This is a genomic window from Frankia sp. AvcI1, assembly GCF_001420875.1.
Lineage (GTDB): Bacteria > Actinomycetota > Actinomycetes > Frankiales > Frankiaceae > Frankia > Frankia alni.
In genome coordinates, this window is sequence record NZ_LJFZ01000001.1 from 106,399 (window position 1) to 119,752 (window position 13,354).

Below are 13,354 nucleotides of genomic sequence, written 5' to 3' on the forward strand. Positions count from 1 at the left end.
NTACGACCTGTCCGCGCACATGATCTGGATCGGGGAGCGGACCAGGGACCTCGGCGGCGCCCACGTCGACCTGCTGTCCCGGGTCGGCAACCCGATCGGCTGCAAGATCGGACCGAAGGCCAGCCCGGACGAGGTCCTCGAGCTGGCCGAGCGGCTCAACCCGCAGCACGTCCCCGGCCGGCTGACCCTGATCACCCGGATGGGCGCGGGCAAGATCCGGGACGCCCTTCCGCCCATCATCGAGAAGGTCAACGCCGCCGGGCCGCCGGTCGTCTGGTCCTGCGACCCGATGCACGGCAACACCCGCGACGTCAGTGGCATCAAGACCCGTCACTTCGACGACGTGCTCGACGAGGTCTTCGGCTTCTTCGAGGTGCACAAGGCCCTGGGCACCCACCCGGGCGGGCTGCACATCGAGCTGACCGGCGAGAACGTCACCGAGTGCCTCGGCGGCGCCGAGCTGATCGGCGAGGAGGACCTCGGCGGCCGCTACGAGACCGCCTGCGACCCGCGTCTGAACACCGGCCAGGCACTCGAGCTGGCCTTCCTCGTCGCCGAGATGCTCCAGCAGGCGCGGGGCGAGCGCGCCGCCGCGATGCAGGAGCTCCCCACCGCCTAGGCCGCGTCCGGACGCCGGGGGCGCCGTTCAGTCGGCGAGCCCGTAGTCCGTGGTGGCGCCCNTCGTGGTGCTGGCCGTCGGGGCCGTGCCGCTCGCGGGGGCCGTGTCGTCGCCGCCCGCAGGCTCCCACCTGTCGATGCCCGTCAGGCCGGCGTTGTCCCCTTGGTCGGCGTTATCCCCTTGGCCGGTTTTGTCTCCTTGGTCGGTGCTGCTCGGCTGGCCAGTGCTGCTCGACTGGCTGGCGGTGCCGGTCTGACCGGTGGCATCGGTCTGGCTGGGGACTGCGGTCGTGCTGGCGTCGGTGGTCGCCGGCACGGCGATGGCTGGTGTGCGCGGAGCCTTGGCCGCTGACCTCGTCGAGGATGCGTCGGGTGGCGCGGCCGGGGCCGCGGGGCTCGGCCGCCCCGGCGCGGCTGCCGGACTCGGCGCGGCCAGTTCGGCGGCCCGCTCCGCCCCGGTCGTACCGGGCGCCTCGTCGTCAGCGCCGCCGATCGGGCTGCTGGCCGGCGTCGGCGCAGTGCTCGGATCGGCATCGTTCGGGGAGGTCGGACTGTCCGGCGTGACGGGCGGCGGGAGGTCCTGCGGGGACGTGGTCGGCGCTGGGGTGGGCACGGCGCTCGTGGGATGCGTCGCGGTGGCGGCCGTCGTCCGCGGGAGCCGGGGGCCGAGGGCCCGGCGGAACTCGCCGATGAGGTCGACCGCCGCCTGGGCGGCACCGGTCGTACCGAGGGGAAGGGCGGCGAGGACGGGACTCAGCCGGTCGGACTGCTCGGTGGTGAAGGTGTCCATCGTCGCCCACGCATCGGAGTTCCCGGCGAAGGCGCGGGCGAGCAGCACACGCGAACCGGCCCGCGCCTGGGCGCACCAGGCCCGCAGCAGGCTGTTGACCGTGCCGGCATCCGCGTGACGGCCGGGCGGGGCGGGGGCCCGCGTCGAGGCAACTGCCGTGGGCGAGGCATCCGCCGTGCCCGAGGTGGTTGCCGGGTTCGGCGCGGCTGTCGGGTTCGGCGCGGCTGTCGGGTTCGGCGCGGCTGTCGGGTTCGGCGCTGCCGCCACGCGCGGGGTGCGCGGCACAACCGGGGCGGGAGACCCGCCGGGCGGGAGAGGCTCGGCAGGGAAGGGGAGTTCGGCAGGGGGGAGGAGTGCCGCGGGTGGGAGAGGCCCGGGGGACGGGGGGAGCCGGACGGGCAGGAGGGGAAGGGGCGTCCCTGCGGTGCGCGGCGGGCCGACCGGACCTTCGTGGTTCGACGGATCACCCCGGTGTGACGGGTCCTCCGCAGGGCCTGACCCCTGGTGGGTGGGGCCCNCGGGACCGGTGGCCGACGCGGATGTCCGCAGGGCCGACGAGAGCGTGCCGACCCCGGCCAGCGAGGATGCCTCGGGTACGCCGGCCGCCGCCGTCGGCGGAACCCCGGTAGCCGCCTCGGTGCGGGTGCCGCCGGCACCGGGGCGGTCGAGGGAGGTGTCGTCACCAAGAGTGATGGCGCGCAACTCGCTCATGCGGGTGCCGGCCACGTCGAGGCGGGTCTTCGCCTTGGCGACCGGATCGCGCACCAGCGATACCTGAAGGTTCTCGACCCCCCGTTTGACGCTGTAGAGCGTCTCCCCGGGCAGGGCATCCTCCGCGCTGACGGCGAGACCGGCCAGGGCGACCGCGGCGGCCAGGGAGACGGCCAGCAGCGGGCGGGCGGCGCGCAGGACCCGGCCTCGTGGTGGCGGGGCCGAACGCACCCGCCGTCCGGTCACGCCCGATCCGCGGGCCACGGCGGGCTCGGCACGTGCGGGGCTGGCCGGTGCGGGGCTTGCCGGTGCGGTGCTGGTCTGTTCGGTGCTGCCCTGGTCAGCGCTCGTCTGCTCAGCGCTCGTCTGCTCAGTGCTCGTCTGCTCAGTGCTCGTCTGTTCGGCGTTGGACTGTTCGGCGAGGAAGGCGAGCAGGCGGGTGCGCACGGCGTCACGGCGCGCCGGACTCATGCGGGGGGACGGCAGGTCGCGCAGGGCCGTCGCCGCGGTCACCAGGCGCAGGTCGGCGGCGTCGGTCGGGGCTCGTCGGCCGTCCAGCAGCGAGGCGACCCGCTCGGCGCGGGCTCGCCGCGGCCGCCACCACCGGGAGCCGCGCTGCCGAGGCCCGGGTTGCTCCACCCCGGCGGAACGCCGGTCGCGGCCGCGCGCTGCCCTCACGTCCTCCCCCTGGGAGCGGTCGTGCGGCGGCGGTCCGAGGGCCGGCTGCCCCCCGCGCCGGCCCGACCGAGGTCTGCCGTCGTTCAGTTACCGAGCTGCCACACAGTGTTCACGTGTACTGTACTACCCTTTTCGATCTTGGAGTTGGGCTGGGCGGACTGGGCTGTCACCCGGTCGTTCGGCTTGCCGAACGGGGCGAACCGGTCGATCTTCAGCCCGCGTTGGGCGAGGATGCCCTCGGCCTCGCGGTAGGTCTTGCCGACCACCTTGGGGACGACGACCTGCACGCCGCTGCCGTCACCGCCGTCGGAGGTGCCGGAGGTGTCGGTTCCGTCGTCCGGCGCGGTGGCGACCGTCAGCGTCACGACGGTGTTCGGCGCGATCGGCTGGCCGACCCCGGGGGCGGCGCCGACGACGTTGCCGGCAGGCGTGTCCTCGGTCACGGCGAGATCGCGCTGAACCGTGACGCCCGCGACGCCGAGAGCGTCGATCTCCGCCTTGGCCGCGTCGTAGGGCTTGCCGATGACGTCGGCCGGCATCTGCCGGGTGTCCGGTCCGCTCGACATGATCAGCGTGACGCCGTCGCGGGGCTTGAGCACCGTGTTGACGGCCGGGTTCGTGCCGATCACGTGGCCGGCCGGGACGGTGTCGCTGGCCTGGTTGATCTGCCCGCCCACGGCGAGGTTGACCTCGTTGAGCCGGGCCGCGGCCTGGTCCCGCGTGAGGTTCGCGAGATCCGGCACGGGGACGGTCGCGGGCCCGGAACTCAGCCGCAGCGTGATCACCGCGCCCTTGTCGACCTTCGTCCCGTCCCTGGGGTCCTGCTGGGCGACGTGACCGGCGGCCACCTTGGGGCTGGCGATCGGATCGAGGTAGGTCGCCTTGAGCCCGGCGTCCCGCAGCATCGTCTCGGCGTCCGACTTGCTGACGCTGGTCAGCAGCGGGACCTCGACCTTGTCGCTGGACAGCATGCGCACGGCGAGGAAGCCGATCAGCAGTACCAGGATCGCCGCGCCGCCCACGGCGAGCGGCAGGTACCGGCGCGGGCCGGCGCCCGAGCCGGGGCCCGCGGCGCGGCGCCGCCCGTGCCCGGCGCCGAGGTAGCTGGTGGAGGTCGGGGTCGGCGCGGCGGCGGAGCGGTAGAGCGCCCCGGTGCCGGGCTGGCTCGCCACGCCGCCCGCGTAGGGCGCCCCGGCGGCCGAGTCGTGCTCCGCGATGCCCGCCCGCGGCCGTCCCGCCTCCGCGCCGGTGAACCCGGCGACGCCGTGCGGACCGTCGTAGCCGGTGTCATGGTCGGCGCCGTAGCCGGTGTTGTAGTCGTTGTCGTAGTCGGTGGGCTGGAAGGGGCGGGTGTGGTCGGGGCCCGGGTCCTCGGGGGGCGGCGCCATCAGGCCGATCCGCTCGACCTCGCCGGTGAAGCCGGTCTGGTAGGAGTCCGGCGCCGGCAGGTACGGCCCGATGCGGTGCAGCTCGTCGAGCAGCGCCGCGCCGTCGGCGGGCCGGCGGGCCGGGTCGCGCGCCGTCGCCCGCAGCACGAGTCCGTCGAGCTCCGCGGGAACGCCCTCGACGATGGTGGACGGCGCGGGCACGTCGCCGTGCACGGACTGGTAGGCCATCGACATCGGGGTCGCGCCGCTGTGCGGAAGGTGGCCGGTCAGCGACTCGAACAGCACGACCCCGGCGGCGTAGACGTCGCTGCGGGTGTCGGCGGTGCCGAGGGTGACCTGCTCGGGCGCGAGGTACCCGACGGTGCCCATCACCACCCCGTCGGTGAGGGCCTGGGTGGGCTGGCCGAGCGGGCGGGCCAGACCGAAGTCGGCGACCTTCACCTGACCGTCGTCGCCGAGCAGGATGTTCTCGGGCTTGATGTCGCGATGGATGATGCCCGCGTCGTGCGCGGCGGCGAGCGCCTCCATCACGGGCTCGATGATCTCGACGGCCTCGGCGACCGACAGCCGCCCCCGGGCGCCCAGGTGCTGGCGCAACGACNGGCCGCGCACCAGCTCCATGACCAGGTAGTTGATCAGGCCCGCCGAGGTGTGGTCGGAGCCCTGGTCGAGCACCGAGACGACCCGGGGGGTGTTCAGGCGCGCCACCGCCTTGGCCTCGCGGTGGAAACGGCCGACGAACTCCGGATCGTGGTTGAGGTTGGGATGCATGACCTTGAGTGCGACGAGCCGGTCCAGCCGGTTGTCGTGCGCGACGTACACCGTCGCCATGCCGCCGACGGCGAGTCGTTCCTGCGCCGTGTAGCGGCCGTCGAGAAGCCGACCTATGACGGGGTCGGCCACGGTGGCATCCACGGGAGACAGTTTACGATCGTTGCCGAACCATGCCGCTACCGGCGCCACGTGGCGTTAGCTCCGGATTCGGCTGNGGGGCGGCGGCGAACGCATCGGCATGCCCNTACTACGCATCGCCATGCCTGCGGACATAGCGCGGCCTATCGCCTTACCTGCTGATGGCCGTCGGCTGAATCCCTGATCCCGCGGCTATGCGGCCACCGCGCTGCGCGGATCCGCCGTGGCGTATGGATATCGTCCCGCGAAACCGCCCGGGCCGGCGACGGCGTGTCCCGGCACGCCCGAGTCGTCGCTGTCCGTGAACATGACGTTCGCGGGACGCCGCCCGTCCGGGTGCCGCCCCCGATCCGCGGGCCCCCGCTCGGCCCCTGATCGCCCCGCTCGGCCCCCGCTCGGCCCCCGCTCGGCCCTCGGTCCGGACGCCGGTCCGGACGCCGGACGTCGGCGGCCTGCATCGATCCGGCGCGGGCTCGGTTGCGGGCCGGCTAGACTGGGGTTGCACCGGGGAGCCCGTGGACATGGGCTGAGAGGCCGGCCAGGAGCACCGTCGGCGACCCGCATACCCGATCGCGGTCATGCGCGCGTGGGGAGGATGGTCATCGTGTCGCAGGCTCTGCCAGGTCCCGCTGTTCCCGCGTCGGAGTGGTCCCGCCCGCCCGGCCTCGCGTCGTCCGGCCTCGCGTCGTCCGGCGCCGTCGAGCCGGTCGAGGGCGACGAGCTCGTGATCGCCGGGCGTCCCTACCGCAGCCGACTGCTGGTCGGGACGGGCAAGTTCGCGGCGCACGAGGTGATGCGCGACAGCCTGCTCGCCTCCGGCGCCGAGATCGTGACAGTCGCGCTGCGCCGGGTCGACCTCGACCGCGCCGGCGAGGGCGACGTGCTCGACTTCGTCCCGCCGGGGATGACGCTGCTGCCCAACACCTCCGGTGCCGTGGATGCGGCGGAGGCCCTGCGGCTGGCCCGCCTGGGCCGCGCCGCCACCGGCACCGGCCTGGTCAAGCTGGAGGTCACTCCGGACCCGCGGACGTTGGCCCCGGATCCGATCGAGACGCTGCGCGCTGCGGAGCTCATGGTCGCCGACGGCTTCACCGTGCTGCCGTACTGCTCGGCGGACCCGGTCCTGGCCCGCCGCCTGGAGGAGGCCGGCTGTGCCACGGTCATGCCGCTCGGCAGCTGGATCGGCTCGAACCGCGGGCTGCGCACCCGGGACGCGATCGAGGCGATCGTGGCGGCCGCGGGCGTGCCGGTGATCGTCGACGCAGGCCTCGGGGTGCCCTCCGACGCGGCGGAGGCCATGGAGATCGGCGCGGCCGCCGTGCTGGTCAACACGGCCATCGCGGTGGCGGCCGACCCGGTGCGGATGGCCCGGGCCTTCGCGTTGGCGACCGTCGCCGGGCGGCTGGGCCACCTGGCCGGGCAGGCCGGGCCCGGGACGGCCACCGCGGCGTCCGCGTCCTCGCCGCTCACCGGCTTCCTCGGCGCCCTCGGCGCCCCCGCGAAGGGTAACGGCAACGGCAGGGGAACCGGGTGAGCGCGCCGCCGGGGGAGTTCGCCCGCGAGCTTGCCGCGCTGGACCTGGCCGGCCTGTCCGCCCGGTCGCGACGCGCGACGCCGGCGGAGGTCGACGAGGTGTTGCGCCGGGTCGCCCCCGGTCCGGGTGGTCCGGGTGGCCGGGGCGAGTCGGCGCCGGGGCGGGTCGGTCTCGACGAGCTGGCCGTCCTGCTCTCGCCGGCCGCGACGGACCGGCTGGAACAGCTCGCGATCGCCGCGCGGGCGACGACGCTGCGCCGCTTCGGGCGGGCCGTGCGACTGTTCGCCCCGCTGTATGTCTCGAATGCCTGCCTGTCGTCCTGCACCTACTGCGGTTTCGCCAAGGGCCTGCCGGTCGCGCGGCGCACGCTCAGCGTCGACGAGGTGGCGGCCGAGGGCCGGCTGCTGGNCGAGCGGGGTTTCCGGCACGTGCTGCTGGTCGCCGGGGAACATCGCGTCGAGGTGTCCGCCGACTACCTCGTCGCGGTGGTCGAGCGGCTGCGGCCGGCGTTCCCGTCGCTGTCGATCGAGACGCAGACCTGGTCGGACGACACCTACGCTCGGCTGGTGCGGGCCGGCCTGGAGGGCGTCGTCCACTACCAGGAGACCTACGACCGGGCCCGGTACGCCGAGGTGCACGTCGCGGGCTGGAAGCGGGACTACGACCGCCGGCTGTCGTCGTTCGAGCGGGCCGCGAGCGCCGGGGCGCGCCGGCTCGGCATCGGCGCGCTGCTCGGCCTCGCCCCGGACTGGCGGGCGGACGTGCTCGCCCTGGCCGCCCATGCCTCGTTCCTGTCGCGGCGGTACTGGCGGACCGAGGTGTCGGTCGCGCTGCCGCGGATCAAGCCCAGTGCCAGCGAGTTTCCACCGGTCGTCGTCGTTTCCGACGCCGAGTTCGTGCAGGCGTACGCCGCCCTGCGGCTGTTCGAGCCCGACCTCGCGCTGACGCTGTCCACCCGGGAGCCGGCGGCGATGCGCGACGGTCTGGTCCGCATCGCCGTGACGACGATGAGCGCGGGTTCCTCCACCGAACCCGGCGGCTACGGCTCGCCGGGCACCGCCCAGGAGCAGTTCTCGATCTCGGATGAGCGCCCGCCGGCCGCAGTCGCCGCGATGCTCGTCGCGGCCGGCTACGAGCCGGTGTGGAAGGACGCCTTCCCCCTCGTCGACCCGCCTCTCGTCGACCCGCGCTGATGCCGGCGCTAACGCGCTGTTCTGCCTGCGGACGGTGCCGACGCAATTCCCCTTTGCGTGGTTTGAGGGTAGATGCTGAGCACTGTTCGTAATGTATGGAGGGTCTNCTCCGTCCTTCTCGACCCGAATGACCGCTCGCGTTGGTAAGACCACTAGAGTGCCGGGCGTGCCTCGCATTCACCTGGTGTCGAACCTGCCCGGGGTGAACGCGCTCGGCGACCATCTGCGCGCAGCGGGTCTCGGCCCGACCTCGGCGCGGTCGGCGGACGCGCTTCTCGTCCTCATCGATCGTCCCCTCGACCACGTCGAGCAGGAGCTGCTCGACCGCGCCCGGNAGTCCGTCCCGGTGCTGCTCGCCGGCCCGACCGTGCGCGCCCTGCCCGCCGACAGCCCGCTGGTGGAGGCGTCCGGGCTCATTCCGGGCCGGGCGACGCCCCCCTACGAGCTGCGGTTGCAGGCTGGGCCGCAGGGCGGCGCGATCATGGCCCGTTCGGGTGACTTCCGGCCCCGGGAGAGCTGGGTCATCCCGGAGAAGGTCGCCGACGATGTCGAGCGGCTCCTGCTGATCCGCCACGAGATGGGCGATCACCCCGTCTGCACCTGGCGGCCGGCGACCGGGCTCGGCATGTTCACCCTGGGCACGGGTGCGGGCGTGCTCGGCGACGCGGCCTACCACCGGCTCGTCGGGAGGTGGCTGCGGCACTGCCTCGGCGTGCACGACGGGCCGCCGGTCGGCGTCGGCCTGCTCGGCACCCCCGACACCACCACGGCCCACCAGGCGGGCCTCGACGCGACCGAGGGGCTGGAGCTGACCGCCCTGTGCGACGGCGGCCCGGGTCGCGCTCCCGCCCACGCCGCGGGCCGCCTGCCCCGCCGGGTCGAGGACCCCGACGACCTGGTGAACGATCCCGAGCTCGGTGTGGTCGTCGTCGCCACCCCGACGCACACCCACCTGGAATGGGCCGGGCGGGCGCTGGAGGCCGGCAAGCACGTGGTCGTGCAGGCGCCGCTGTGCCTGGCGACGCCCGACGCCGACCAGCTCGCCGAGCTCGCGGCCGAGCGGTCCCTGCTGCTCGCCGTCTACCCGGAGGGGCGCGCCGACGCCGGCTATCGCGCGCTGCACGCGGCCGTCGGTCGCGGCGCGATCGGCGAGCCGCTGCGGCTGGACGTCCACCGCGGCGGGCTGCGCCGCCCCGTCGGGACCTGGCGCGACGACGAGCGGATCAGCGGCGGCCAGCTCTACGACCGCGGCGCTGCCGGCGTCGAGCAGGTGCTGGCGCTCGTCGACGAGCCGGTCGAGTGGGTCATCGCCTCGGAGCTCAAGCGGGTCTGGTACCACGTCAGCAACGCCGACCACAGCCGGCTGCTGCTGCGCTTCGCCAACGGCGCGCAGGCGCAGGTCACCGTCTCCGACCTGGCGGTGGCGGCCCGCCCGAGCCTCGAGGTGCTCGGCAGCGAGGGCACGCTGATCCTGGACGACGCCCTCGCCGCCGCGAACCTCGAGCCGCTCGACGACGGGCCCGCGGTCACCGGCCGGCACGCCGGGCGCCGGGCCGCCCCGGCGGGCGATGCTTCCGGGCCGGCCTCGTTGCTGCTGGCCACCCACGACGGCGTCCGCACCCGCTACCCGCTGCCGACGTCCGGGCCGGGACGGGACGGCACGGGAGCGTTCTACCGCGACCTCGCCGACAGCCTGGTTTCCGGCTGGCCCCTCGTGGGCTACGGCGTCGAGGCGGCCCGCCAGGTGGTGGCGGTACTCGAGGCGGCGGCGCGGTCGGTGGCCGCGGGCGGCGCGCAGGTCGTGCCGCTGTGACCATGGCCGTCGGGCTCGTGCGCCGGCCCTGAGCCGCGCCGGGACAGGCGAGGTCAGGGGTGGTGCGGACCCCGCCAGCACCCCACGACGTCGTTGCGGACTTAGGTGTTTACTGTTGACCATGGATTGGCTGACCCTNCCTGACGCCGCGACGCAGCTGCAGGTTCCCGTGACTCGAGTCCGGCAGATGGTGCGCGACCGAACGATGCTGGCCCGGCGGGAGGGCGGTGTCCTTCGGGTACCGGCCGAGTTCATCAGCGACGGAGTGGTGGTCAAGGGCCTGCCCGGCCTGCTCACACTCCTTGCCGACGCGGGGTTCACCGACGACGAGGCCCTCGACTGGCTTTTTCGGGAGGACCCGAGCCTGCCCGGCACCCCCATGCAGGCGCTCGTCGAGAACCGTGGCAAGGAGGTCAAGCGGCGAGCCCAGGCCCTCGCCTTCTGACCGGGGGCCGCGGGGCCCCGTTCCAGGCTGTCGTTCCAGGCTGTCGTGGGCTGCCGGCTCCCGTAGGGTCAGGTCATGGTCGATCGCCCGCCACCCGCCTCGGCGCCGGCGCCCACCCCGCCGACGGGGCCTGCCCGGGCACAGGTTGTCGTCAACGGCGCCGTCCGCGTGGTCGTGGCCGGCCAGCCGCTGCCCGACCTGCTCGCCGAGCTCGGCCTGCGGCCCGGTTCGGTGGTCGTCGAACGCAACGGGGTGGCGCTCATCCCGTCGGAGTTGACCGGCATCCGGCTCGCGGATGGTGACACCCTGGAGATCGTGCGTGCCGTCGCCGGAGGATGAGTTGACCACAACGAAGGACGGATCGGCTGCGGACGGGTCGGCTGCGGACGGGTCGGTGCGGGTGGACCGGCTGCGGCGGCTCGCCGACGCCCGGCTGTATCTCTGCACGCCGCGGCGGGCCGAGTTCGGCCCGTTCCTCGACGCCGTGATCGGCCCCGCCGGTCGGGGCGGCGTCGATCTGGTGCAGCTTCGCGAGAAGAACCTCGAGTGGGCCGACGAGGTGCGTGGCCTGCGCGAGATCCAGGCCGCGGGCGCCGGCGGGGACACCCTCGTCAGCGCCAACGACCGCGCCGACCTCGCCGCGTTCACCGGCGTCGACATCCTGCACGTCGGCCAGGACGACGTGCCGCCCGCCTTCGCCCGCCGGCTGGTCGGCCCGGATGTCCTGATCGGCCAGTCGACGCACAGTCCCGAGCAGTTCCTCGCGGCCCTGGCCGACCCGGACGTCGACTACGTGTGCGTCGGCCCGGTGCACGCGACGCCGACCAAGCAGGGACGTCCGCCGGTCGGGCTGGGGCTGCCCCGGCTCGCCGCCCGCCACGCCCCGCCGTTCGAACCGGGCGCGAAGCCCTGGTTCGTCACCGGCGGGGTCGGTCCGGACACCCTCGACGACATCCTCGCCACGGGGGCCCGGCGGGTGGTGGTGGTGCGGGCGCTGACCGCCGCCGAGGACCCCGCCGCCGGCGCCGCCGCGCTCGCCCGGCGGCTGCGCAGCGCCTGAGCGGCAGCTCGTGCGGCACCTGAGCTACCTCGCGGTCCTGGCCGGTTGCCTGCTGGGCACGGCGCCGCTCGAACTGTTCCTGGGCACCAGGGTCTACGCCCGCCCGCGTCGCCTGTTGCTGACACTGCTGCCCGTCGTCGCGATCTTCGCCGCCTGGGACGTGTATGCCATCGCCGCCGGTCACTGGACCTTTGATCCGCGCAGCGTCACCGGCGTGCGGCTCCCCGGCCACCTGCCGCTGGACGAGCTGCTGTTCTTTCTCGTGGTTCCCGTCTGCGCGGTGCTGACGCTGGAGGCCGTCCGCTCGGTGCGCGGCTGGCCGGCCGGTGACGAGCCGGCCGGCGACGAACCGGCTGGTGACGAGCCGGGCGAGGACGCGGCGGGCGTCCCTGGGAGCGTGGAGGGCCCGGGCGGATGAGTTACACGGTGCTGGCGCTGCTCGGTGTCGCCGCGGCGGTCNCCGAGGACCGGTGGCTCCTGCGCACCCGGCTGCTGACCCGGCGGATCTTCTGGGTCTCGTATGGGATCATCGTCGTCTTCCAGCTGCTTGCCAACGGGATCCTGACCGGGTTCGGCATCGTCGTCTACGATCCGGGCGCGATCGCGGGGCTGCGGATCGCCTACGCCCCGGTCGAGGACCTGCTGTTCGGCTTCGCACTCGTCACCCACACGCTCAGCTGGTGGGTCTGGTGGGGGCGTCGCCTGGGCCGGTCGTCCCGCCGGCGCCCCGCCCCCGTCTCCGGTGCGATGCCCGCCGATCGGCACAATTAGCCACGTTGCGTTACATTTGTGAAACTGAATGAAATCTNTCCGCACTCCGTGACGGAAACGAGCGAATTGGCCCCATGGAGGTCATCCATCGGCCTAACCTCGACCGTGATGACGCATGACGTTGCGGGGGGCCCGGGTTCGGCGGGGCGGCACCGGTCTCCCTGGGGTAAACCGGGCAGGATTCTGCCCATCCGGTGGGGACNNATCATCGCCGTGGTGGCCGCCTTGGCGCTCGCGGTTGTGAGTCTGGTGCTGATCCGTGGTCGATTGGCCGGGGATGGCCGCGCCGCCGGGCCCCTCAACCGGTCGGGGGTCCCGACCGCCCCGTCCGCGCCGAGCGTGCAGCAGCCCTCGGACGTGCTGACCGCGCCCACGGCGTCGCATCGGCCTAGCCCGACCGCGCCGTCGACCCCCACGACTCCCATCACCGCCGCGACGGCGACAGCACCGGCTCCGGCGGTGGTCTCGCCGTCCGGCGCGCCCACCGCGTCCCGTTCGCGCGCCGCCGGGCGCAGCGCCACCGCAGTCGTCCCGGTGGCACCGCGACCGACCGGCTCGGTCCTCGCCCTGAGCGCGACGACGGTCGATCTCGGCCCGGTCGACTCGGTCTGGCGCCTCGACCTGCGCGGCGAGGGCACGGCTCCGGTCGACGTCGCGGTCGGGGCGAGCCCCTCCTGGCTCGCCGTCGTGCCGGACCGCCCCCGCGTCAACCCGGGGGCGGACGTCCCCCTTGTGATCACGCTCGACCGGTCGGTGGCCCCGCCGGGGCCGATCGACGTCACCGTGCCGGTCAGCGCCCGCAACGGCGTGGGCGGCGCCGACGTGCGCATCACGGCCAGCGTCGACGGACCGCCGCGCATCCTCTCGGTGACGGCCGCGCCGGATCGCGTCGTGCGGACGGGCTGCTCGCCGGCGACGGGCGTGGCGCAGTCGACGGCTGCCACGTCGACGGTGACGGTGACGGCGGTCGACGAGACCGGGATCTTCGCCGTGGAGCTGGCCGCGGTCCTGCCCGGCGGGCGGACGACAACCGAGTCGCTGAGCCTCGGCACGGCCACGGGAGACCNCTCGACGTGGACCGGCAGGCTCGCATCCGCGCCGGATCCCGGCACTNTCAGCTACACGGCCACCGTCACGGACCTGGAAGGNCGGCGCTCGCAGTCACCGGGATCGCTCGTCGTGCTGCCGTGCCCATCCTGAGCCGGCGCGCGCAGCGACGGGGCCTGAAAGCAGCGACGGGCCCGACAGCATGGTGCCGCCCGGCTCGGGGGGTGCCGGGCGGCGAATCCATCATCCCAGGAACGCCCCGGCTCGCCAAGACCCTGACCGGTGTCCCACGCTGGCCTCTCGCTGACGCAGGCGAGTAAAGCCAGGTCAGGCCGATATTGATCATCGGCTACTGCCGATTGCGCCCGAGTCGGGCCGATCAGTCCGAGTACAG

7 protein-coding genes, 7 pseudogenes and 1 riboswitch are annotated in these 13,354 nt (G+C 74.2%); of the genes and pseudogenes, 12 read left to right on the forward strand and 2 right to left on the reverse strand.

Going from position 1 to position 13,354, the window contains the following annotated elements; all coding sequences use genetic code 11:
• Position 1 precedes the first annotated feature (1 nt).
• Positions 2 to 619, forward strand: a pseudogene (locus UK94_RS35460) (3-deoxy-7-phosphoheptulonate synthase); the annotation flags it as partial.
• Positions 620 to 2,880: 2,261 nt separating this feature from the next.
• On the opposite strand, the gene UK94_RS00480 reads toward UK94_RS35460, so the two are convergent.
• Both UK94_RS00480 and UK94_RS35465 read right to left on the reverse strand, forming a co-directional pair.
• Positions 2,881 to 4,786: Stk1 family PASTA domain-containing Ser/Thr kinase (locus UK94_RS00480; protein WP_235485993.1), on the reverse strand; the 1,906-nt coding region annotated here is incomplete at its 5' end.
• Position 4,787: 1 nt separating this feature from the next.
• A pseudogene (locus UK94_RS35465) lies at positions 4,788 to 5,100 on the reverse strand (serine/threonine protein kinase); the annotation flags it as partial.
• A 492-nt stretch (positions 5,101 to 5,592) separates the two neighbouring features.
• Positions 5,593 to 5,707, forward strand: a riboswitch (TPP riboswitch).
• Here UK94_RS35465 and UK94_RS00485 point away from each other — a divergent pair.
• The 11 genes and pseudogenes from UK94_RS00485 to UK94_RS00520 all read left to right on the forward strand — a co-directional run.
• Positions 5,702 to 6,631 (forward strand): thiazole synthase, encoded by a 930-nt coding sequence (locus UK94_RS00485; RefSeq protein ID WP_083867037.1) that lies wholly within the window; start codon positions 5,702 to 5,704, stop codon positions 6,629 to 6,631. (Overlaps the previous riboswitch by 6 nt.)
• Positions 6,628 to 7,039: pseudogene (locus UK94_RS35470) on the forward strand (2-iminoacetate synthase ThiH); the annotation flags it as partial. The gene UK94_RS00485 and the pseudogene UK94_RS35470, both read left to right, overlap by 4 nt.
• 1 nt (position 7,040) lies before the next feature.
• Positions 7,041 to 7,824: pseudogene (locus UK94_RS00490) on the forward strand (2-iminoacetate synthase ThiH); the annotation flags it as partial.
• A 166-nt stretch (positions 7,825 to 7,990) separates the two neighbouring features.
• A pseudogene (locus tag UK94_RS35475) lies at positions 7,991 to 8,158 on the forward strand (gfo/Idh/MocA family oxidoreductase); the annotation flags it as partial.
• A gap of 1 nt (position 8,159) precedes the next feature.
• Positions 8,160 to 9,637: pseudogene (locus UK94_RS00495) on the forward strand (Gfo/Idh/MocA family oxidoreductase); the annotation flags it as partial.
• 205 nt (positions 9,638 to 9,842) lie between these two features.
• A complete protein-coding gene (locus tag UK94_RS00500) occupies positions 9,843 to 10,082 on the forward strand; it encodes an Rv2175c family DNA-binding protein (protein ID WP_011606186.1) in 240 nt (79 codons plus the stop codon).
• Positions 10,083 to 10,157: 75 nt separating this feature from the next.
• Positions 10,158 to 10,421, forward strand: coding sequence for a sulfur carrier protein ThiS (gene thiS, locus UK94_RS00505; protein WP_055748254.1), 264 nt, complete (start codon positions 10,158 to 10,160; stop codon positions 10,419 to 10,421).
• A gap of 1 nt (position 10,422) precedes the next feature.
• Positions 10,423 to 11,142: a thiamine phosphate synthase gene (locus UK94_RS00510; RefSeq protein ID WP_231861197.1), complete on the forward strand. Its 720-nt coding sequence runs from the start codon at positions 10,423 to 10,425 to the stop codon at positions 11,140 to 11,142.
• A gap of 10 nt (positions 11,143 to 11,152) precedes the next feature.
• Positions 11,153 to 11,560, forward strand: coding sequence for a lycopene cyclase domain-containing protein (locus UK94_RS00515; protein ID WP_011606183.1), 408 nt, complete (start codon positions 11,153 to 11,155; stop codon positions 11,558 to 11,560).
• The coding region (locus UK94_RS72470) for a hypothetical protein (RefSeq protein WP_268761173.1) at positions 11,557 to 11,601 on the forward strand (45 nt) is incomplete at its 3' end. The genes UK94_RS00515 and UK94_RS72470, both read left to right, overlap by 4 nt.
• A 1-nt stretch (position 11,602) precedes the next feature.
• Positions 11,603 to 11,913 (forward strand): annotated as a pseudogene (locus UK94_RS00520) (lycopene cyclase domain-containing protein); the annotation flags it as partial.
• Positions 11,914 to 13,354 lie beyond the last annotated feature (1,441 nt).

Bases quoted from the DNA above. Each gene is read 5' to 3' on its own strand.
- thiS (WP_055748254.1), top strand. From the start codon at position 10,158: ATGGTCGATCGCCCGCCACCCGCCTCGGCGCCGGCGCCCACCCCGCCG.
- UK94_RS00500 (WP_011606186.1), top strand. From the start codon at position 9,843: ATGCTGGCCCGGCGGGAGGGCGGTGTCCTTCGGGTACCGGCCGAGTTC.